Raw genomic sequence first — 20,493 nt, forward strand, 5'->3', positions numbered from 1 at the left:
GGGCAAGAGCGGGTAGGCGCCCGGGGGCCCCATCCCCCTGCCCGGGCGGGGTCCACAGGGGCCCCGCCCCCCTCCACACGCCCCCGCCCCCCGGGGCCGCGGACGGGCGGCGGCTGTCCGCGAAGGGACAGCCGCCGCCCGTTCTTCTTCTCCTGTGGTCACCCGGTTCTCTTACGGGTACCCGGCCGACCGTCGGGAGTGATCGGCCGGCCGGAGCCTGCGTACAGCCGCTCAGCCCGCCATCGGCAGCGAGTCCCCCTGGACCGCCTGGATGTCCAGCTCCACCCGGAGGGTGGTGCCGATGGCGGCGATGCCTGCCGCGACGACCTGGTTGTAGTTCATCTTGAAGTCCTCGCGGCGCAGCTCGGCGGTGGCGCTGAACGCCGCCCGCGTACCGCCCCACGGGTCCGGGCCCGTGCCCAGGTACGAGAGGTTCAGGTCCACCGGCCGCGAGACGCCGTGCAGCGAGAGGTCGCCATGCACGGTCCAGCGGTCCGGCCCGGCCGCCTCGAGACCCGTGGAGCGGTAGGTCAGCTCCGGGTAGGTCTCCACGTCCAGGAAGTCGGCGTTGCGCAGGTGGCCGTCGCGCATGCCGTTGCCGGTGTCGATCGACGCGGCCTTGATGACCGCCTCGACGCGCGACTTCTCCAGGTCCTCCGAGATGTCGATGCGGCCCGCGAACTCGGTGAACCGGCCGCGCACGCTGGAGATCCCCAGGTGCTGCGCGGACGCCGCCACGGACGAGTGCATCGGGTCGATCGTCCACGGTCCGGGCGGGGGCAGCTCGGCGCCGCCCTGGCGGGCCAGCGTCAGGTTGCCGACGTCCATCCGGCCGCTCGCCGTCACGATCGAGGTCGAGGCGACCGGCGTGTAGCCCACGGCCGTCACGATCACCGTGTAAGGGCCGGGCTGCAGCGGCGTCGCGTCGCGCACGACGCCGTCCTCGTCGGCCGTTGCCCGCAGGACCTGCGTGCCCGTCATGTCCGTGACGGTCAGCACCGCGTGCTTGACCGCCCAGCCGTCGCGTGTCCGGACCTGTGCCCGAACGCCCGCGCCTGTCGAACTCATACCCACTCCCGATGTCGTGCTTGGTACATGTGGGCCCCGGCCGGCGGCGAGCAGGCCGTCCCCTGCCTTTGATGCCCGCCGCCGCCGGGGCCCTGTGGTCCGGTCCGGGGCGCGTCTCCGCTCAATGCGCGCCCCCGACCGGGGCTGTGCTCACGGGGCGAGATGCCCCGGCCCCCGTTGGCTCTATCGCCGTGGTGGTGTCAGTCGCCCGGGTGGGCGAGTTCGACGTCGTAGCCGTCGGCCCCGCTCGCGTCCACCGACAGCGCGTTGGCCACCGGCGGATAACCGCTGGCGATCACCGTGTAGTCGCCGGTGTCCAGGTCGGTGAAGGCGTACGCACCGTCCTCACCGGTCGTGGAGGTGGCGACCACGTTGCCGGCCGCGTCGACCAGCGTGACCCGCGCGTCCGGCAGCGGACGGCGGTCCGCACCGGCCCGGACGATGCCCTGGACACGGGCGCCGGACTGCAGCGCGATCTCCAGGCGGGTGATGCCCTGGCCGCTGACCTCGACCGGCTGTGCCGTCGGCCGGAAGTCGGTGGCGTTGACCGCGACGGTGTACGTACCGGCGGCCAGCTCGTCGAAGGCGAAGGAGCCCTCGGTGCCGGTCTTGCCGGTCGCCAGCACCTCACCGCGGATGTCCGTGACCACGACCATCGCGCCGTCCACCGGCTCGCCGGTGACCACGCTGCGGACCAGGCCGCGCAGGCCACTGGTGCCGCTGAGCAGGATGTCGTAGCCGACCGGCTGGTCACCCACGACGACCGTGGACGCCTGCGGCTGGTGGCCGTCGGCGGCCGCGATCAGGACGTACGAGCCGGCGCCGGGGGCGTTCAGCACGTACGAGCCGTTGGCCTGGGCCACCGAGCGGCCCAGCTGGCGGCCGCTGAGCGAGATCAGCGTGACCGCGGAGCGCGCCACGGGCCGGCCGTCGGCGTTCCGGACGAAGCCGGTGATGGCCGGGCCCTCCGGGGTGCCGGGGTCGCCGGCGGAGGCGTACGCCGCCAGGCGCTGACCCTGCGCGGCCGCGGCCGGCTGGGGCTGGGCCCAGGACGGGGCGTGCTCGTCCGGGGCGACGGACGGGGCGCCGACCAGGGCCGGCTCCAGTGCCTCGGTCGAGGCGGCGGAAGCGGCGGCCGGGGCCGTGGCGGCAGCGGCGTCCGTGGTGGCGCCGGACGCGGTGGCGTCCGAGCCGTCGTCGGAGGACTGGGCCAGTCCACCCTTGGTCTTCAAGGCGACCTCCTTGATGAAAAGCGTCAGAAGGAAGGCGAGCAGCGCGCAGGGGGCGGCGATCAGGAAGATGTCGGCGACAGCGTGCCCGTAGGCGCTCTCCATGACCGTCCGGAGGGGCGCCGGGAGGGCGTCCAGGTCCGGGATGCCCCCGCCGCCGGCACCGGACTGAGCCGCCTTGGCGGCAGCCGGTCCGAGGTCGGCCAGGCCGTCCTTGACGTAGTGCGTGACTCGGGTTGCCAGCACCGCGCCGAGCGCCGAGACACCGACCGCACCGCCGAGGGAGCGGAAGAAGGTGACGACGGACGAGGCGGAGCCGAGGTCCTGCGGGGCGACCTGGTTCTGCGTGCAGAGGACCAGGTTCTGCATCATCATGCCGATGCCGAGACCCATCAGGGCCATGAAGATCGCGACGTGCCAGTACTCGGTGTCGTACCGGATCGTGCCCAGCAGGCCGAGACCCGCGGTCACGAGCACACCACCGGAGACCAGCCAGGCCTTCCACTTGCCGGTCTTGGTGATGACCTGGCCCGACACGGTCGACGAGATGAACAGACCCGCGATCATCGGGATGGTCATCACGCCGGACATCGTCGGCGACTTGCCGCGCGCCAGCTGGAAGTACTGGCTGAAGAACACGGTGCCGGAGAACATCGCGATACCGACGAACAGCGAGGCCAGCGAGGCGAGCGTGATCGTCTTGTTGCGGAACAGCCGCAGCGGGATGATCGGCTCGGCCGCCTTGGTCTCGACCAGGACGAAGATCAGCGCGAGCACCACGGCACCGCCGACCATGGCAGCGGTCTGCCAGGACATCCAGTCGTACTTGTCGCCGGCCAGGGTGACCCACACCAGCAGCAGGCAGACCGCCGCGCTGATGAAGAAGGCACCCGCCCAGTCGACCTTGACGCCCTCGCGCTTGACCACGGGGAGCTTCAGGGTCTTCTGGAGCACGATCAGCGCGATCACCGCGAAGGGCACGCCGACGTAGAAGCACCAGCGCCACCCGAGCCACGAGGTGTCGGTGATGACGCCACCGAGCAGCGGCCCACCAACGGTGGCAACGGCGAAAACAGCACCGAGATAACCGCTGTACCGTCCCCGCTCACGCGGGGAGATCATCGCGGCCATCACGATCTGGGCCAGGGCGGAGAGACCGCCCACGCCTATGCCCTGCACGACACGGCAGGCGATCAGCATGCCGCTGTTCTGCGAGAGACCGGCGACGACGGAGCCGCCGACGTAGATGACGAGCGAGAGCTGCACCAGCAGCTTCTTGCTGAACAGGTCGGACAGCTTGCCCCACAGCGGGGTCGTCGCGGTCATCGCCAGCAGCGAGGCCGTCACGACCCAGGTGTAGGCACTCTGCCCGCCGTCCAGATCATGAATGATCTGCGGGAGCGCGTTCGACACGATGGTCGAAGAAAGAATGGCGACGAACATACCGAGCAGCAGCCCGGACAGCGCCTCCATGATCTGACGGTGCGTCATGGGGGCTCCGGCGGAGGCGGCACTGCCGCCTCCGTGCTTGGCGTGGCCGCCCCGCACACCGGCTGGTGTGGTTGTAGCCATGTAATTCCTTCTCATCCTGCTGGTGTACGGGTGGTGTGGTCGTGTCCCGCCCGGGTGCGGCAGTCGCCGAAACTCTCGTGCAACTTCGCGAGCAGCTCGTTCAGCCGGCCGACGTCGTCGTCGGACCAGTCGTCGAGGTACCGGGCGAGGGAGTCTGTGTAGCGGACGGCCAGCTCGGCGAGGAGCTCCCGTCCGCGGGGTGTCAGTCGAAGCAGCCTGGACCGCTTGTCCAGAGGGTCGGGCTCCCGCTCGATCCAGCCGCGCTCCGCGATGTGGGCGACGTGCCGGCTGGTCACCGACATGTCGATCATCAACAGCTCGGCCAGCTTGCTCATCCGCATCTCGCCGTACCGGTCGAGGATGGTGAGCACGCCTACCGAGGCGGGCGGGCAGTCGTGGGGCAGGATGCGCCCGAGCTCGCGTTTCACGGCACCGATGGCGCTGAGTTGCCTGGCCAGCTCCTGGTACTGACCCTGCGCTGCCATGGGCACCTCCACACATCTTTTGTTGCTTGAGGCAACCATAGAAGCATTTGGTTGCCACAGGCAAACGAATCTTGGGTTCACGAGGTAAAGGAAACCAAAAAGATGTACCGTGCATGAGTCAAGGGTGTGGCGGTACTCCGTAAACCCGCAGGTCAGGGCGGTGTGTAGACGCTTTCACCGGGGCATACGGAGCCCCTCGCGCACCCGCGACACTTTTGCGGCGCTCCGACCGGCTCCATCCCCCGTCCCTCTCCTTCAAGGAAACGGCCGCACTCCGGTTGGCTGGGGGTGTCCCCCTACCCACCGGTTCGCTAGGGTCTCGGCCTATGGCGAACAACCCGCAGACGCCCGACGGCAACCACGACCCGGCCGGCAGCACGCAGATGTTCCGCGCCTTCGTCGACGAAGGCGCCCCCCAGTCCCCCCGCGCCGCCGCGGCCACCCAGCAGACCTCCTCGGGCCCCCGCGCGGGCATCATCATCGGCGTGGTCGTCGCCGTCGTGATCGTCGCCGCGGCGGCGTGGCTGGCCCTGGCCTGACGCCTCGTCCCCGAGGGGCTTGCGCCCCTGCTCCCACCGTCCCCCTCTCCGCCCCTGTACGACTTCAGGGCTTCTCCCGGACCAGGCGCCCACCTCGGCCCCGGTCCGGGAGAAGCCCTTACGCATCTGCCGCAGTCGCCCCGCGGGCCTCCCTCAGTCGAACTCCCCGTCCCGCACCCCGCCACAGAACGCGGTCCACTCCTCCGCCGTGAACCGCAGATCCCCGCGCTCCGGATGCCGCGAGTCCCGCAGCGCCACCGCCCCACCCGCCACCTCCGCGACCTGCACGCACGCCCCGTCGGCCAAGCTCCTACTGCTCTTCCGCCACCGCACGTCCGTCAGGTCCAGCCCATACAGCTCATCCTTCGCGGCACTCACCGAACTCGCTCCTCTCGTAGCCCCCCTCCCTTGACCTCACCCTGACCCGCCCTGCCGGGCCGCGCACCACGACAGGGGCCGTTCAGCAGCCCCTCCGCACGTTGCGGCTACTGCGGCGTCCGGGGCAACCGCCCACCCTGGCTCTCGGCAATCCGCAACGCATCCCGCAACGCCTCGACCAGCCCGTACGCGAGGCACCGCAGCTCATTCGGCCGCGCCCGCCGCTCACGCCCCACCGCACCGAGCACGTCCTCGGCCCGCTCGACCAGTCGAGCCCCCATGGCAAGCTGCACAGCCTCCACCTCATCGGCCAGCCGCGCCACGTACCCACTCCCGTCCGCCCCGGTCGACAGATAACACCGCCGCCCATCACTCCCGGCCCAGGGCAGCAGCCGTAGCTGTTCCGGCTCGCTCATGCGGCGTACGCCGCGTACACGGAGAAGCCGCCGTCATACGCGAAGAGCCGAGCGGCCCGCTCCCGAGCCTGCCGCTCACAGGCCACGAGGTACGGCCGCACGAGGCGGGCCGCGTCCCCGTCGATCAACTCGTCGTGCCGCCTCGGTGGTTGCGAACGCGGGGGAGGAGGGCTGGCCGTTCGGGAGTGGCTGACCGTCGTAACGGACCGGGAGAACAAATCTCCCAGCCACGCCACGGCCCGGACGATACGGTGACGCATGTCGGCGCTCCTCTTTCAGGCTTGGCGTTGACCACACCCCGGGGCTGTTGCCGCAGCCGCCGGGGCCTCGAGTTCTTAGCTCTGGTGCAGTCTGCTACCCCTAGCTCGCCTAGGCACCGTAGCTACGTCTCGCGTGGTATGGCGTGGACTGCTTACCTTGGTCCCGTGATGGAGTTTGCACCGGACGAGCCGCGATGGCGCCAAGTGGCAAGGATCATCCGCGCGCGCATAGAGGACGGCACTTACCCGCCCGGCACGCGCGTGCCGTCCGTCGCCGAGATGCTGGAGGAATTCGGCATCGCCACGTCCACCGGCCAGAAGGTCCACCGTGGACTGCGTGCGGAGGGCCTGATCCAGACCCAGGTCGGCATGGGCTCCTTCGTGACGAAGACGGCAATGGAGAAGCTGGCCGCGAGTCCCCAGGACGGATGAAGGCCGCCCCGAAGAAACGCTTCGGTACGCCCGGGCGAAGTACCGTCCGGCTGTGACGGACTTCGAACCGGGACGCCCCCGCTGGCAGCAGGTCGTCGACGTGATCCGCCGCCGCATCGCCGAGGGCACCTACGCCCCGGGCATGCGCGTACCGTCTGTCCTCGCCCTGTCGGCAGAGTTCGGCATCGCCAACTCCACCTCCCAGAAGGTGCACCGCGGCCTACGCGCCGAAGGCCTGATCCACACCCGGCACGGCACGGGCTCCTTCGTCTCGCAGCAGCTCCCGGAAGACGCATGAGCACCAGCCCACCGGAGTTCGACCTGACCCGCCCGAAGGGGGTACAGATCACCGAAGCGGTACGGCAGCGGATCGCGAACGGGGTGTACCCGCATCATCACCTGATCTCCGAAGTCCAGCTGGAGCAGGAGTTCCGCGTCGCCCGGGTAACCGTCCGCAAGGCCACCGCAGCCCTTCGAGCGGAGGGCCTGATCGTCACGACGCCCGGCATGGGGTCATTCGTAACCAAGAACTCGTGCGAGGAGAACAGGCCCGCCGCACGAGAGTGACGGCCATCTGAGCCAGGGCGTCACCGTGCCGGCGCACCGTCCGAGGGGCAAGCCGTGCGGGCCTCGGGCCGTCGGTGTTCCACTCCGGGCCCGGGCCGTCGGCCCGACCGCTAACGTATGGACGCACCCGCCGCACTGGAGGACACCGTGAGCGCGCAGCCCGACGGCCCGCACGGACCGCTGATCCCGATGCCTGACCACACGCCCGACGCTCTGCGGGCCGCCGTGTCACGCATCGCTCCGAGTCGGGTAGCTGCCCTCACCCAGCACCTCTTCGAGGCGACGACGAACGCACAGCAGACGCAGAGCCTCGCCCCTCTCCGCGCCTTCGTACACTCCTGGGCCGTCTTCATCGCGATCGAGCGGTACCCCGAACGCGCCGCCCGTCTCCATGAACTGGAGCGCATCGTCGATGCGGGGGACCAAGACCCCACAGAGGCCATCGCCGAGATTCGGCGGATCCGCGAGGCGGCGGAGAAAGAGGCCGGGCTGTGACCGGTGACTGGACGTGGGAATACAACCCGAGCAAGGACTACGTCGCCGGTGGCCTACCGCTTGGTGCGACAGCAGAGGTGGAACGCCTGGCGACCGAACTCGCCGCGCTCGGGCGCGACGCGGTCAAGGTAGGCAGGCCCATCGACCGCGAGGGCGGCCTGCGGGAGTTCGACATCCTCGGCGGCCGCGGCTTCATCAGCTTCCTCGCCGTACCCCGCCACGAGCGCATCTACATCTGCAACATCACCTGGTACGGCTGACGCCCCACCGCTCTGCCACACGCGCAGCGAATACGAGCGCCCCAGAGGAGCGCGCACCAGCCGCCCCCGCTCGACCGTCATTCATCCTTCATGCCGGCCAAACCGATTGCCCCCACGCGGTCTCGAACTCCCCGTGCTCGATGATCTCCGCAGCGAACTCACTCTGCCCCGCCACGTCCTCGATCCTTCCAACCGGGACCTCGCTCAGGCCGATCTCACCGGACTCATGCAGGCAATCCGCCTTCAACCTGCGCCTTCCGCACTTCATACCCATCATCCCCCGCCTCGCTGTAGAACACGACAGCCTCATCCGCAAACTTGTAATCCCAGCGAACCTTCCATTGCTCCACGCGCTCAACCCTGTCCGGGGGTAACACCAGCGGCCGCTTTCTGGCTTGCTCCTGGGTTTTTTCGGGTCTTGTTCGCGCCTAGGTGTTCCCGCGCTGTGATTCGCTCGCGAATGCCGTCAGTTCTGAAGGAGATCGTCGATGTAATCGCTCAGCTCAACAGGAATTTTCGCACGGTCAATTTCTCGCAAGCGCTGGATATTGTCTACGCTCAACAGGCCGGTTGAGCCAAGTTCCAGAATCGCGTGGAGCTGGGCCTCCAGAGTTTCGTAGTTCTCTTCTGAACTGGCGCAAAGCGAGAGAACTCCGGCCAAGATCTGTACCTCTGTGCGCGAGTAAGACCCTACGAGATCGGTGACCGTGTCCGCTCCATACTCTCGCAGCTGCGGATCATTGGCGCAGACATTGCGCAGAATGTCCAGCATTTGTGACGCTTGAATGGTCATTGACGTCTCGCTGTCTTTCAATACGGTAGAGGGTACTGAGTGGGCCAGGGGATGTGAGTGCCGTTGGCGGCTTCTGCATTGTAGTTCGGACTGTTGGGATTGTGTACTTGCCGGTGGTACAGGTTCCCTTCGACGTCCTGGTATTTTCCGCCGATGGATATCCTGTAGATGTCCCCGTTGGCTGCATGTGAACCTTCTGGCGCTTTCCCGTCAGGTCCATGCACTCGCATTCGTACAGTATTTCCTGTTTCAGGATCCTTCCATTTGTACTCTACCCCCTCTTGTGCACCGCCGTTCGGGTCCGGAGTGAGCTCACGAATGTGGGCATCAGATGGAACGACGTCCATAGGATTCCTGTCACGCAAATCCCAGCCACCGTTCGGCTTGCGCTCCGGTGCTTCTGATGCTTTCTTCGGACAGTCGTCAGGGGAGAGCCCCAGGCTGTCGCTCCAAATATGAGGATTATGGACGTAGGTATCAGGATTGGGTGCCGGAGTCAGGCCCAGCGGATCTGACGTGACGTACCGGGCAGTCGTCGGGTCGTAATAGCGGTAACAGTTGTAATGCAGCCCGGTTTCGGGGTCGAAGTATTGACCTGGGAAGCGGAGGGGGGTGTACGCAGTCGCGTTTGCGTTCCAGGTTGTGGTGCCCCAGAGGGTGGTTCGGGTGTGCCAGGCTATTTCGCCTTCGGGGGAGACCAGTTCGGTGGGGGTGCCGATGAGGTCGGTGATGATGGCGAAGAAGCGGGAGTCGATTTCGGATTGGGGGGCATCCGCCGCGCTTATTCGTTCGGTCTGGGCGATGGGGGCGAGGCCGTTGTGGTCCCAGGTGAGGGTGATGGGCGGGGTCGACGGCCCGCCTGAGGTGGTTTGTTCGGTGAGGGTGGTGCCGTCCCAGGTGAAGTCCACCTGTTCCAGAACGGCGGTGCCGTCTGAAGACAGGCGCTGCTTGGACGTGCGGCGGCCGAGCGGGTCGTAGTGGTAGTGCCAGATGGTGCCGTCGGGGGTGGTTACCGAGGTCAGGCGGTCCTCGGTGTCCCAGGTGTAGTGCCAGGATTCGCGCTTGCCGGAGAGGTGGCGTTTCTGGCGCAGGGTCAGGCGGCCCGCGGCGTCGTGTTCGTAGCGGATGCGGCCGGCCTGGGTGAGGCGGGTGCCGGTGTAGGTGCGGGCGCCGGTGGCTTCCGAGTTGGCGTGCGCGCCGGGCCATTCGGCGGATGTCTGGTTGCCGGCCTCGTCGTAGGCGTAGGTCTCGGTCCAGTTGTGGGCGGAGACCGCGGTGACGCGGCCGACGGGGTCGAGGGTGAAGCGGCGGGGGCCGTTCAGGAGGTCGTCGTTGCCGGTGAGGTAGCCGTCGGGGCGGTAGGTGTACGACCGGTGCTGGAGCGGGTTCGTTTGCGCGGTCGCGCCATCCGCAGCGGCACCTGATGGCGTCGACGTGCCTTCCGCGGAGGCACCTGGCGGCGTCGCGCCGTACAGGGACTGGGACGACAGGCGGCCCGCCGGGTCGTACGACTGGTGGAGGGTGATCAGGCCGTCCGTGAGGCTGCGGGTTGTCTCCTGGCCCGCGGCGTCGTGGGTGAAGTCGAGGGTGCGGCCGGAGGTCGTCAGGGACGTGCGGCGGCCGGCGGCGTCGTAGGTGTACGAGGCTTCGGCGCCGGTGGGCGTACGACGGTGGGTGCGGCGGCCCAGCGGATCGTACGTGTAGGAGATGGTGCGGCCGTTGACCGTTTCGGCGGTGATACGGCCCAGGGGGTCGCGGGCCCACGCCACCTCGCTGTCCGGCGCTGTCGCGCGGAGGAGGCGGCCGCTCGGGTCGTGGGTGTAGCGGGTCGTCGTGCCGTCGGCGGTGCGCTTGGCTGTCGTACGGCCGAGCTTGTCGTACTGGTAGACGGTGGTGTGGCCCAGTGGGCTGGTGCGGGCGGCGAGGCGGCCGGCCGGGTCCCGTTCGTACGTCACCCGGCGGCCGTCGAAGTCCGTCTCGGCGGCAAGGAGACCGGCGGGGTCGTAGGCGTACGACCACTCCAGACCCTGCGGGTTGGTGACCTTGGTCAGCCGGAGCTGTGCGTCGTACTCGAAGGAGTAGCGCACACCGTTCGGCTCGGTGCGGGCTGTGAGCAGGTCGAAGTGGGTGTACTCGTAGCGGGTGACGCCGCCGTTCGCGTCGGTGTGGGTCAGGCAGTTGCCTTCGCCGTCGTACGTCCAGGACTCGGTGGAGCCGTCGGGGGCCGTGCGGCGAGCAAGGCGGCCCTCCACGGTCCAGGCCAGGCGGGTGGTGGCGCCGAGGGGGTCGGTGTGTGCCATGACGCGGCCGAAGGCGTCCCGTACGTAGGTCGTCGTGCCGCCGAGCGGGTCGGTGATCTGCTCGGGGAGACCGCGGGAGTCGCAGCGTACGAGGGTGGTGTGGCCCTCGGCGTTCGTGATCGAGGCGAGATGCCCGCGGTCGTCGTACGTGAATGTCGTGACGGCCCCGGACGGGTCGGTGGCCGACGTGCGGCGGCCGGCCTCGTCATACGTCTGGCGCCAGACGGCACCGTCCGGATCGGTGACCTCGACCGGCAGACCGAGGGCGTTGTAAGTGGCGGCCGCCCGGGTGCCGTCGGGGCGGACGACGCTCGTCAGTTCGCCGCCGGCGGTGTAGTCGTACGCGGTGGTGCTGCCCAGCGGATCGGTGACCGACAGCACTCGGTTGTGTCGGTCGCGCTCGGTGCGGGTGACCGCCCCGGTGGGGCTTATTTCGGCGACGACCTGGGTGCGTTCGTTGATCAGGAAGCGGGTGGTGTGGCCGAGCGAATCGGTGACCGAGGTGACGCGGTGCCCGGTGGCCTCGTCGGTCTCGTCGTAGCGGAAGGTGTTCCGCATGTGGCCCGCCACGCCGGACTGGAAGACACAGCGGTGCCGGTCGTCGTACTCGTAGTCGAAACGGGAACCGTTCGTGTCCGTCCAGGACGTGATGCGGTGCCGGTCGTCGTAGCCGAAGCGCAGCGGGGTACCGGAGGAGCCGGTCACCTCGGTGAGGTCGCCGTCCGTGTAGCCGTAGCGAACAACCTCGACGTCACTGTCGGACGCGTCTTCGGCGCCGGCCAGGTGCAAGGCGGTGATGCGACCGTCAGCCGTGCTGACGCGCACTCGGTAGCCGCCGCTGTGCGCGATCTCTCTGGGGGTACCCGCGGCGTCGTATGTGAAGGTGATCCAGTGGCCGCCGCGATGGGAGATTTGTTCGAGCAGGGCGACGCCGTCCTCCGCACCGTCGGCGGGCGGGGAGAAGAACCAGGTACGGCCGGTGCCCGGGTCGGTGACCAGGTAACCACCATCGGCCTCCCGCTCCAGCGCCCAGCCGTCGCCTTCCTCGGACTGCGTGGCGACGCCCGGGACCGGGTGCGGGTAGGACAGCAGGGAGCCGTCCTCGCGTACGAAGACGACACCCCGGGTGTCGATCTCCAGGCGCACGTCCACGGTGGAGGCCCACGACGGGCCGAACCACCGGCCGGCACGATATGACGACTCGAAAGTGCGGCGGAATACCAGCGGAAGGCCGGCGGCCGGGAGACTCAGGTCGGTCTGCGGCAGCACCGTCCGGCCGGTGGCCATGTCGACCGGGTCCTCCCGGCAGACCTTCTGGTCTTCGGCCCGCTCGGCCGCGCCCTTCTCGGCCTCGTCCGCCTGCTCGCGCGCCGTGCGTTCCCCCGCGCCCTCCACCGCATCCCGCCCCTCGCGGCGGAGCGCGCCCTCTCCGACGTCGTCGGCGAGCCGGGCAGCCTTCGCCGTCCGGGACCCCGCGCTCGCCGCCGCGCCCGCGCCGCCCGTAGCGATGTCCAGGGCGACGTCGAAGAGGAGTCGCCCCTTGGCCTCCGACGCGTCATGGCTCCAACCCGTGCCGACGATGGCGGCCGGGAGGCGTTCCGGGTGGTTCGCCATGCCGACCAGGCCCGCGGCCGTGGAGTTCAGCGTCATCGCGTACTCGGCCGGGTGCGAGACGTTGTACGAGTCCATCGGGCTGATCGAGCGGGCGAAGGACAGCAGCCCGAACGCGCCCTTCGTGAAGCCGCCCGCCGTGTGCAGGAGCTCGGTCGGAGCTCCCTGGACCTTGTCGTACGCCTCCATGCCCAGCCGGTCGGTGAACTCCGGCTCGGCGGGGGCGTGGGCCAGGGCGGCGTCCACGTGGGTCACCGCGTGGGCACCGGCCGTGTTCCGCTGCTTGCGGGCGTGCTTCAGTTTGTCCCTGGCGGCGTTGCGCAGCGCCTCGCCGGGATCATGGGTGAAGTCGCCCGGATCGGTGGGGCGCTTGCCCGGATCCTTGCCCGCCTCCTGGGCGTCCTTGTAGGTCTGGAGGTCCTTCGCGTACGCGGTCACGTCCCTCGCGTGCGCGGCCCGCGCCTTGTCGGTCGCCTCCTGGCCCTTCTTGTACTCGTTGATCGCCACCTGGGCCTGCTGCTGCGCCCAGTGCACGGTCTCGGCGAAGTCGGACAGGGCCTTCGACGCCTTTTCGCAGGCGTCGGCGGCGTGCGCCCACTTGGCCGGGTGCATGGCGAACTTCTTGCGGAAGGCGTCGGCGGACTTGCCGCGCCACTCACCCGAGTCCAGCTGCCGCATCCCGGAGGCGACCTTGTCGAACGCCTTCTGGAAGTCGCTGAGGTTCTTGGCCGTGGCGCGGATCTTGTCGGCGCTGCCGTGCACCAGCTTCTTGGGGTCCTCGGTCTGGCCGAGTTCCCACTCCTGGACCTCCGCGCCGAGATGGTTGGCGACCGAGTCGCCCTTGCTGCGGACCCAGTCGGCACCGCTGCCCCAACCGGCGTCGTCCATGGTGTCCGCCAGCCGGCCGCTGTAGTGGTCGATGCCCTGGCCGATGGCCTTCTGGCCGTCCTCGTACGCGTCACCGACCTTGTCGGCGACATCGTTGACCCCGTCCTTGACGCCGTCCGGTATCCAGTCGTCCCAGCCCATCAGCTGTTGCTTCCCCCGTGCTCGGTGCGGCCCTCGCCGCGCTCGCCGCTCTCCCCGTGCGTGCTGCCGCCGTCGGCCTTCCGGTCCGGGCCGAAGGCTTCGTCCGCCGCTGCCTGGTACTCGTCCCCGTAACCGGCGAGCTGCGCGAACGCGCTGTGCTGGCCGCCGATCATCCCGTCCGTGGTGAGGTCGTGCGCCGTCGCCTTCCAGGTGCCCTCGGCGTCCTGTCCGGCCTGCAGCATGGACTTGGCGCTGTAGTCGGGGTTGGCGAGGTTGTGGATCGGGTTGTCCTCGAGCGTCTGGCCCCAGCCGCGCTTCTCGGCGTCCTCCTCGGACAGGTGAGGGTTGCCCATCGCTGCCGTCCAGCCGACCTTCATCGTGCCCTGGACGTAGCCGTCCGCCTCGTGCAGCAGGCCCGCCGAGAGGCCCACCCCCTCGGCGAGGTCCAGGGCCTCCTTCACGAGGGAACGGACACCCCACTCCCAGCGCTCGCAGAACGTCTCGAACTTCGCGGTGAGGTCGGCGTAGCCGGTTTCCATGCCGGTCAGGGCGAGCTCGGAGAAGCCGCGGCCGACCTCGGCGGCGCCCGCCTGACCGATGGCCTGCAGCTCGTCGATGGCACCGTTGATGCCGCTGGTGATCTTTTTGATGGCCGAGGGCGAGACATGGAGGTCCTTCAGCTCGTCGCTCATCCCGGGCTGCTCGCCGCTCATGCCGTGGCCTCCCCCGGTGCCGTCGCGAGTGCTTCACCGTTGGCGCCGTCCACGGCCGCCTCGTCGGGGACGATGCCGCGTACGGGTGGGAACAGCACGCAGCCGCCCGTCTCCGCGTCCGCGACGTCCAGAGCCACGCCCGTCGGCTCACCGGTCGCCGGGGCCACCACGTCCAGCAGCCGGGCGCCGTACACGGTCAGGAACTCCAGGCCGTCCGCGGGCGGCGGCTCCCAGCCGGCGGCGACGGCAAAGCGGGCGAGGGCCTGTCTGTCGCTGAAGGCGTAGACCCAGCGGATGCCGCCGTAGACCGCGGTCATCAGGTCGCCGTCGAGCGTCGGCACGATCACGGCCGTACGGCGGAACCCACCCAGCCGGGCGGCGAACGCCCGCTGCTCACGGGCGACCGCGTTTTCGTCTTCGGCGTCGGGGGCGACGGCAGGGCTGATGTCACGGTCGGTCGGTGCTGCCGCCGTCGGCGCTTCGACCGTACGGACCGCTCGCTCCTCGCTCGCCTGCCGCTCCCGCGCTTCCGCCTCGGCTTCGGCCTGCCGCAGCAGGTCCTCCAGGCGCGTACGGCCGTCCCCACCCGCAGCACCCGAGGTTGCCCCCGCCCCACTGGTACTCATGCATCACATGTTCGCATTCGCGCCTGACAGCCGACCAGAACGGCCTGGCGAGAGCTGCCTTGTGGCATCACTTCCAGGTGGCGTCGGCGTCTTTTGTGGTGATGTGCATGCCGAGCGGCACTCGCCACGCGTCCACGCACACCTTCCACGTGTGCTTCTTCGACTCACCACCGGCGATCGGGACCGGGAGCTCGCGGGTCGACTTCCGGGTGTCCCAGTCGATTCCGAGGCCGCCGATGATGTGCGTGGCGAAGGTGATGGTGCCGGCCGTCACCGGGCGGCTGCCGGTGTTGTGGAGCTGAACGGTTACTCGCTCGCACCAGCGCACGTCGGTCTTGGCGAGGGCGGGGATGCCGACTTCCAGGTGGGCGGGGCTGTTGTCGGGGGGAGTGGGGGAGGGCGAGGAGGGCTCGGTGTTCGGGTCGGCCGGGGCGTCGCTGTCGGCCGGTGCGTCCGGCCCGTCCGGCCCGTCCGGCCCGTCCGGTGCATCCGGTGCATCCGGTACGTCCGGGATGTTGCCGGAGGGCGGCTGCGGGGGGGTCGGGCGTTCTGGTGTGCCGGCAGGGGGGACTGTGCCGTCCGGCGTGCCGTCAGGGCGTTCGCCGTACCGTCCTTCGGGGGCAGTGGTGCCGGTGTCGGTGTCCGGGCCGTCCAGCGGGATCAGGGTGACGTTGTCCGTGGGGGCGACGGGCTTGTCGGGGGCTCGGCCGTCCGCCGATCCCGTCGCGATGTACCCCGGGCCCTCCCCGCCGCCGCAGGAGGCGAGCGGCGTACCCAGTAACAGCAGTGCACCCGCTGACGCGCCAACTGTCCTCCGTCGCATGGTCGGCAGTGTGACTGACGGGACGTCAGATGTACAGGCATGCGGCAGGGAACGGGGGAGAGCGGGCATGGCAATGCCCCGGGCCGGGAGGGACCCCTGGTGCCCGGGGGTGCGTCGCGTCGTCAGTCCGTGGTCAGGCCGTCACGGAGTTGGGCGAGGGTGCGCGTGAGGAGGCGGGAGACGTGCATCTGGGAGATGCCGACCTCCTCGCCGATCTGTGACTGGGTCATGTTCGCGAAGAAGCGGAGCATGATGATCTGGCGTTCCCGCGGGGGGAGTTTGGCCAGGAGGGGCTTGAGGGACTCGCGGTACTCGACGCCCTCCAGCGCGCTGTCCTCGTAGCCGAGGCGGTCCGCGAGGGAGCCCTCGGTGCCGTCGTCCTCGGGGGACGGGGAGTCGAGGGAGGAGGCGGTGTAGGCGTTGCCGACGGCGAGGCCGTCGACGACGTCCTCCTCCGATACGCCGAGGCACGCCGCCAGTTCGGAGACGGTGGGGGAGCGGTCGAGCTTCTGGGACAGCTCGTCGCTGGCCTTCGTGAGTGCCAGGCGCAGCTCCTGGAGGCGGCGCGGGACCCGTACCGACCAGGAGGTGTCGCGGAAGAAGCGCTTGATCTCGCCGACGACGGTAGGCATGGCGAACGTCGGGAATTCGACGCCGCGTTCGCAGTCGAACCGGTCGATCGCCTTGATCAGGCCGATCGTGCCGACCTGGACGATGTCCTCCATGGGTTCGTTGCGGCTGCGGAAGCGGGCAGCGGCGTAACGCACCAGCGGGAGGTTCAGCTCGATGAGCGTGTCGCGGACGTACGTACGCTCCACGCTGTCCTTGTCGAGCGTGGCCAGCCGCAAGAAGAGGGAGCGGGAAAGCGTACGGGTGTTGAGGGCGTCGTCGTCATGCACTTGCGGTGCTGGTGCGGGAAGCACCTTCGAGCTGCCCAGTTCTACGGACATGCCACCCCCTTGAGGTCGCGGTCGGGTCGCCGCTGCGCCTCTTCTGCCCCATGCGGAGCGAAGAGTTCAGCCTCCACCTGAATACCGGAGGCGGCGCCACGGCAAACGCGGTTCCTGCAGAATGTCACATGTCGGCAACACGCTGTAGCGCCAAGTCGACATATCCCCGCAGGAAGGAGTGGCGTTACCGGGGTGGTCGTACCTCGTCCCGGTGAGGCATCGATCCTGTTTGCGGATCTAGGCGTCGATCCTGTTTGCGGATCTCAGCCGGGCGAAGCTCCGGGAGAGCAGCCGGGAGACGTGCATCTGGGACACACCCAGCTCGGCGCTGATCTGGGACTGCGTCAGGTTGCTGTAGTAGCGCAGCAGGAGGATGCGCTGCTCCCGTTCGGGGAGCTGGACCAGGAGGTGGCGCACCAGGTCGCGGTGTTCCACGCCGGCCAGCTCCGGGTCCTCGTAGCCGAGGCGGTCCAGCAGGCCCGGCAGGCCGTCACCTTCCTGCGCGGCTTCCAGGGACGTCGCGTGGTACGAGCGGCCGGCCTCCAGGCACGCGAGGACCTCCTCCTCGCCGATCTTCAGGCGCTCGGCGATCTCGGCCGTCGTGGGGGACCGGCCGTGCAGCACGGTGAGGTCCTCGGTGGCGCCGTTCACCTGTACCCACAGCTCGTGCAGGCGGCGCGGTACGTGGACCGTGCGGACGTTGTCCCGGAAGTACCGCTTGATCTCGCCGACGACGGTCGGCATGGCGAAGGTGGGGAACTGCACGCCGCGGTCCGGGTCGAACCGGTCGATCGCGTTGATCAGGCCGATGGTGCCGACCTGGACCACGTCCTCCATGGGCTCGTTCCGGCTGCGGAAGCGCGCGGCCGCGTAACGGACCAGGGGGAGGTTCGCCTCGATCAGCGCGTCCCGCACCCGGGCGTGCGCGGGGGTGCCCGCCTCCAGGCCCGCCAGCTCGGCGAAGAGGACTTGCGTGAGCGCCCGGGTGTCCGCACTCCTGCTCTGGCGGGATGGCGCCTTCGGCGCAGTACGGGCCGTCACGGTTCACGCCTCCCCTTCGCAGGACTGGGCTTTGTGTCGGACTGGGCTGTGCTGAAGCGGATGTATCCGGCAAAAGCGGTCATAGCATCACAAGACATGTGCAGTGTGTGCAAGCACCGCATAACGCCGTGTTGAGCGGCAGTTGATACGGCGAGGGGCAGGTGGGGGCCGCGGGGAGGGGATGAGGAGTGGTCGGCGGCGGGCGGTGCGGGGGTGCCGGGGAGCGGCCTCTCGGAGCCGCCGGGAGGCGGGTGGACATGAAGAAACCCCTCGCCCGCTGGGGCGAGGGGCACTGTCGGCCCGTGGCGGGCCGGCGTCGGCGCGACCCGGACGCGGCCGGGCGGTGCCGTGGTCCGGACGCTGCCGGACCGGCGGATCAGATCTCGTAGTCGGCGATCACCCAGGTGGCGAACTCCGCCCACTGGCGGACGCCCGCCTGGTGGGCGGGGTGCTCCAGATAGCGCGTCAGGGCGTCCTTGTCGGCGACGGCCGAATTGATCGCGAAGTCGTACGCGATCGGGCGGTCGGTGACGTTCCAGCCGCACTCCCAGAACTCCACGTCGGGGATGAGGCCGCCGAGCTCCTGGAACGCCTTCACGCCGGCCGCGACGCGCGGCTCGTCGCGCGCGACGCCCTCGTTGAGCTTGAACAGGACCAGGTGGCGGATCATGGGCGGGCCTCCGTGAGTGCGTACGTACGGGCGTGCGGGCCCGCTGGATCGTTTCTGCCGGACTGGCGGCGGGCGCCCGGCCCCTGTGCGGACGGGCCGGTGCGAGGGGCTCTGCCGGTCGGCTACTGGATCAGCGAGGTCATGAACTGACCGACGCCCTGGGCGGCGTCCGAAATGCCCTCGAACCCTATCTGGACGAGATCGGCGGCCCGGGTGGGGGACGTGACGATCGTGTACAGGACGAAGACGACGACCACATACAGCGCGATCTTCTTCGTTTCCACCATTCGTCCCCGTCTCCCCTACGGCCTTTGCCGACAGCTCCCGCCCGGTGCGGTCGGGCGAGTGTAACCACACCGGCCCCAACGCAGCAGCCGCGTCCGGGGCGGCCCCCTGGCCCCGGGGTCGCTTTCGCGACGACTCCACGCCGCCCTCACCGGCGCCCGAGGACGAAAGTCCCGGTGATCGGGGGCGTTCGGCGGACTGTCGGGCCGGGGGGCGGCCGCAGGCCGGACGGTGCGCCCGCGGGCCTGGCAGGAGTCCGCGGGCGGGACCGGGCCTCGCTGCGGGGTCCGCACCGTGCTCCTCCCGGCCGCGGTGCGGGCCAGAGGCCCGGATACGACGAAGGGCCCGACTCTGCTGAGTCGGGCCCTTCGTGCGAGCGGTAGCGGTGGGATTTGAACCCACGGAGGAGTTGCCCCCTCACGCGCTTTCGAGGCGCGCTCCTTCGGCCGCTCGGACACGCTACCGAGGCAGAGCCTAGCCCATGAGGGGCCGTGTGCCGAAATCGGTTCCGGGAGGCAGGCGCGCGGACCTCCCGGAACCGCGCTCAGCAGCGGTTCGCCGTACCGCCGAACCGCTCTCAGCGGCCGCGGAAGAAGTCGGTGAGGAGCGCGGCGCAGTCCTCGGCCAGGACGTCGGTGATCACTTCGGGGCGGTGGTTGAGGCGTCGGTCACGTACGACGTCCCAGAGCGAGCCGGCCGCGCCCGCCTTCTCGTCGCGGGCGCCGTAGACCACCCGGTCGACCCGGGACAGCACGATCGCGCCCGCGCACATCGTGCAGGGTTCGAGCGTGACCACGAGGGTGCAGCCGGTCAGCCGCCAGTCGGTGGCGCGGCGTACGGAGGTGTCGTCCTCCCCGGCAGTCCTGCTGTGATCCTCCCCGGCAGCGGAGATGGGGGCCTCCGCGGCGGCGGCCGCGTGGGCCTCTTCCTGGAGCGTGCGGGCCGCCGCCCTGATGGCGAGCACCTCGGCGTGGGCCGTCGGATCGCCGGTGGCCTCGCGTGCGTTGTGGCCGGTACCGATCACCCGCCCGTCCGCGGACAGCACGACGGCGCCCACCGGGACGTCTCCGGTCCCGGGGGCGAGCGCGGCCTCCGCCAGGGCCTGCCGCATGGGCGCGGCCCACGGGTCGCGCAACGGATCGGGTGCGGGGGCCGGGGCGGACTGTGCGTCGGTCATGACAACAGTGTCGGCGACCGCGGCGGTGCCGAGGACCGGCGGAGGCGGCCCCGCGGCGGGCGGACGGGGAGCGGCCGCGGTGCGCCGCTCCCCGTCCGTCACCGCACCGCCTCCAGTACGTCCGTGCAGCCCAGCGCGTCGGCGATCTCGCCCAACGCGTCACCGTTGCTGTCGAACGTCAGCAAGTCCTTGCCGGTGACGCCGAGGTCGTCGAGGAGGTCGACGTCACCGAGCGGCCCGGCCGGCAACCGTTCGTCGGCCTCGGCCTCCTCCGCCTCGTCCTCGGCGCCCTCGGGCTCACCGTCTTCCGTACCGTCCAGATTGGTCAGATCGTCGAGGTCCTCCGGGGCTTCCTCGTCGCGGCCGATCAGTTCGTCGGTCAGCATGGCGCCGTACGAGCTGCGGGACGCGGCGGTGGCATCCGAGACGAAGACGCGCGGGTCGTCCTCGCCGTCCACCCGGACGACGCCGAACCACGCGCCCTCCTGCTCGATGAACGCCACCACCGTGTCGTCGTCGACCGCTGCCTGCCGGGCCAGGTCGGCCAGGTCGGCAAGCGTCTCCACATTGTCGAGCTCTGTATCGCTCGCTTCCCACCCGTCTTCGGTGCGCGCGAGCAGTGCGGCGAAGTACACCGTGACTCTCCCACTGGTCAGAGGCGTATCCGGGCCGGGCGAGGGCGGCGCGTGAGCGCCCGGAGTCCCCGCCCCAATCGGAATCGTGGCAGAAACAACGCGTTCGCGCGGGGTCTTCGACGCTGCGTCGTGCCCGGGT

At 69.7% G+C, this 20,493-nt stretch carries 24 protein-coding genes and 1 tRNA gene; 6 read left to right on the forward strand and 19 right to left on the reverse strand.

Annotation, left to right across the window (positions count from 1 at the left end; genetic code table 11):
• Window positions 1-231 precede the first annotated feature (231 nt).
• The 3 genes from ACIGQF_RS25910 to ACIGQF_RS25920 all read right to left on the reverse strand — a co-directional run bounded on the left by ACIGQF_RS25910 (window position 232) and on the right by ACIGQF_RS25920 (window position 4,354).
• Window positions 232-1,068, reverse strand: a complete 837-nt coding sequence (locus ACIGQF_RS25910) for a YceI family protein (RefSeq protein WP_361553022.1) — start codon at window positions 1,066-1,068, stop codon at window positions 232-234.
• A gap of 200 nt (window positions 1,069-1,268) precedes the next feature.
• Window positions 1,269-3,869 (reverse strand): MFS transporter, encoded by a 2,601-nt coding sequence (locus tag ACIGQF_RS25915; RefSeq protein ID WP_399714589.1) that lies wholly within the window; start codon window positions 3,867-3,869, stop codon window positions 1,269-1,271.
• Window positions 3,870-3,880: 11 nt separating this feature from the next.
• Complete coding sequence (locus tag ACIGQF_RS25920) at window positions 3,881-4,354, reverse strand: MarR family winged helix-turn-helix transcriptional regulator (RefSeq protein ID WP_399714592.1); 474 nt, start codon at window positions 4,352-4,354, stop codon at window positions 3,881-3,883.
• A 326-nt stretch (window positions 4,355-4,680) separates the two neighbouring features.
• On the opposite strand from ACIGQF_RS25920, the gene ACIGQF_RS25925 reads away from it, so the two are divergent.
• Window positions 4,681-4,893 carry a hypothetical protein gene (locus ACIGQF_RS25925; RefSeq protein ID WP_399714594.1) on the forward strand — a complete coding sequence of 71 codons (213 nt, stop codon included), beginning with the start codon at window positions 4,681-4,683 and terminating at the stop codon, window positions 4,891-4,893.
• A 153-nt stretch (window positions 4,894-5,046) separates the two neighbouring features.
• On the opposite strand, the gene ACIGQF_RS25930 is transcribed toward ACIGQF_RS25925, so the two are convergent.
• Both ACIGQF_RS25930 and ACIGQF_RS25935 read right to left on the reverse strand, forming a co-directional pair.
• Window positions 5,047-5,271: a DUF397 domain-containing protein gene (locus ACIGQF_RS25930; RefSeq protein ID WP_399714596.1), complete on the reverse strand. Its 225-nt coding sequence runs from the start codon at window positions 5,269-5,271 to the stop codon at window positions 5,047-5,049.
• Window positions 5,272-5,378: 107 nt separating this feature from the next.
• A complete protein-coding gene (locus ACIGQF_RS25935; RefSeq protein WP_399714599.1) occupies window positions 5,379-5,594 on the reverse strand; it encodes a hypothetical protein in 216 nt (71 codons plus the stop codon).
• 521 nt (window positions 5,595-6,115) lie between these two features.
• On the opposite strand from ACIGQF_RS25935, the gene ACIGQF_RS25940 reads away from it, so the two are divergent.
• The 5 genes from ACIGQF_RS25940 (at window position 6,116) to ACIGQF_RS25960 (ending at window position 7,701) form a co-directional block, all read left to right on the forward strand.
• Window positions 6,116-6,379: a GntR family transcriptional regulator gene (locus ACIGQF_RS25940; protein ID WP_399715092.1), complete on the forward strand. Its 264-nt coding sequence runs from the start codon at window positions 6,116-6,118 to the stop codon at window positions 6,377-6,379.
• Window positions 6,380-6,431: 52 nt separating this feature from the next.
• Complete coding sequence (locus ACIGQF_RS25945; protein WP_399714600.1) at window positions 6,432-6,677, forward strand: GntR family transcriptional regulator; 246 nt, start codon at window positions 6,432-6,434, stop codon at window positions 6,675-6,677.
• A complete protein-coding gene (locus tag ACIGQF_RS25950) occupies window positions 6,674-6,946 on the forward strand; it encodes a GntR family transcriptional regulator (RefSeq protein WP_399714603.1) in 273 nt (90 codons plus the stop codon). The genes ACIGQF_RS25945 and ACIGQF_RS25950 overlap by 4 nt, the downstream gene beginning before the upstream one ends.
• 147 nt (window positions 6,947-7,093) lie before the next feature.
• The gene (locus ACIGQF_RS25955; protein WP_399715095.1) at window positions 7,094-7,441 is read left to right on the forward strand and encodes a DUF6247 family protein; all 348 of its coding nucleotides are present in this window, start codon (window positions 7,094-7,096) and stop codon (window positions 7,439-7,441) included.
• Complete coding sequence (locus ACIGQF_RS25960; RefSeq protein WP_399714606.1) at window positions 7,438-7,701, forward strand: hypothetical protein; 264 nt, start codon at window positions 7,438-7,440, stop codon at window positions 7,699-7,701. Before ACIGQF_RS25955 ends, ACIGQF_RS25960 begins: the two co-directional genes overlap by 4 nt.
• Window positions 7,702-7,789: 88 nt before the next feature.
• Here ACIGQF_RS25960 and ACIGQF_RS25965 read toward each other — a convergent pair whose 3' ends face one another.
• The 14 genes from ACIGQF_RS25965 to ACIGQF_RS26030 form a co-directional block, all read right to left on the reverse strand.
• Window positions 7,790-7,978, reverse strand: a complete 189-nt coding sequence (locus ACIGQF_RS25965; protein WP_399714608.1) for a DUF6881 domain-containing protein — start codon at window positions 7,976-7,978, stop codon at window positions 7,790-7,792.
• Window positions 7,926-8,051, reverse strand: coding sequence for a DUF6881 domain-containing protein (locus tag ACIGQF_RS25970; protein WP_399715131.1), 126 nt, complete (start codon window positions 8,049-8,051; stop codon window positions 7,926-7,928). Before ACIGQF_RS25970 ends, ACIGQF_RS25965 begins: the two co-directional genes overlap by 53 nt.
• 116 nt (window positions 8,052-8,167) lie before the next feature.
• Complete coding sequence (locus tag ACIGQF_RS25975) at window positions 8,168-8,515, reverse strand: hypothetical protein (RefSeq protein ID WP_399714611.1); 348 nt, start codon at window positions 8,513-8,515, stop codon at window positions 8,168-8,170.
• On the reverse strand, window positions 8,512-13,434 hold the full coding sequence (locus ACIGQF_RS25980; RefSeq protein WP_399714614.1) for a putative T7SS-secreted protein: 4,923 nt from the start codon (window positions 13,432-13,434) through the stop codon (window positions 8,512-8,514). The genes ACIGQF_RS25975 and ACIGQF_RS25980 overlap by 4 nt, the downstream gene beginning before the upstream one ends.
• Window positions 13,434-14,147 (reverse strand): hypothetical protein, encoded by a 714-nt coding sequence (locus tag ACIGQF_RS25985; protein WP_399714617.1) that lies wholly within the window; start codon window positions 14,145-14,147, stop codon window positions 13,434-13,436. Before ACIGQF_RS25985 ends, ACIGQF_RS25980 begins: the two co-directional genes overlap by 1 nt.
• Window positions 14,144-14,773: a hypothetical protein gene (locus ACIGQF_RS25990; protein ID WP_399714619.1), complete on the reverse strand. Its 630-nt coding sequence runs from the start codon at window positions 14,771-14,773 to the stop codon at window positions 14,144-14,146. Before ACIGQF_RS25990 ends, ACIGQF_RS25985 begins: the two co-directional genes overlap by 4 nt.
• 67 nt (window positions 14,774-14,840) lie before the next feature.
• A complete protein-coding gene (locus ACIGQF_RS25995; protein ID WP_399714621.1) occupies window positions 14,841-15,596 on the reverse strand; it encodes a hypothetical protein in 756 nt (251 codons plus the stop codon).
• A gap of 122 nt (window positions 15,597-15,718) precedes the next feature.
• Window positions 15,719-16,546, reverse strand: a complete 828-nt coding sequence (locus ACIGQF_RS26000) for an RNA polymerase sigma factor SigF (RefSeq protein WP_362212275.1) — start codon at window positions 16,544-16,546, stop codon at window positions 15,719-15,721.
• 237 nt (window positions 16,547-16,783) lie between these two features.
• Window positions 16,784-17,587 (reverse strand): RNA polymerase sigma factor SigF, encoded by an 804-nt coding sequence (locus tag ACIGQF_RS26005; RefSeq protein ID WP_361552995.1) that lies wholly within the window; start codon window positions 17,585-17,587, stop codon window positions 16,784-16,786.
• A gap of 376 nt (window positions 17,588-17,963) precedes the next feature.
• Window positions 17,964-18,257 carry a Dabb family protein gene (locus ACIGQF_RS26010; RefSeq protein WP_399714626.1) on the reverse strand — a complete coding sequence of 98 codons (294 nt, stop codon included), beginning with the start codon at window positions 18,255-18,257 and terminating at the stop codon, window positions 17,964-17,966.
• 122 nt (window positions 18,258-18,379) lie between these two features.
• Window positions 18,380-18,544 (reverse strand): hypothetical protein, encoded by a 165-nt coding sequence (locus ACIGQF_RS26015; RefSeq protein WP_181138704.1) that lies wholly within the window; start codon window positions 18,542-18,544, stop codon window positions 18,380-18,382.
• A 375-nt stretch (window positions 18,545-18,919) separates the two neighbouring features.
• A tRNA-Ser gene (locus ACIGQF_RS26020) sits at window positions 18,920-19,006 on the reverse strand.
• Between the two features lie 113 nt (window positions 19,007-19,119).
• The gene (locus tag ACIGQF_RS26025) at window positions 19,120-19,719 is read right to left on the reverse strand and encodes a nucleoside deaminase (protein ID WP_399714629.1); all 600 of its coding nucleotides are present in this window, start codon (window positions 19,717-19,719) and stop codon (window positions 19,120-19,122) included.
• A gap of 98 nt (window positions 19,720-19,817) precedes the next feature.
• Complete coding sequence (locus tag ACIGQF_RS26030) at window positions 19,818-20,354, reverse strand: hypothetical protein (RefSeq protein ID WP_361552987.1); 537 nt, start codon at window positions 20,352-20,354, stop codon at window positions 19,818-19,820.
• Window positions 20,355-20,493 lie beyond the last annotated feature (139 nt).

Origin of the sequence: Streptomyces sp. NPDC053560 (assembly GCF_044544605.1) — a bacterium.
Lineage (GTDB): Bacteria > Actinomycetota > Actinomycetes > Streptomycetales > Streptomycetaceae > Streptomyces.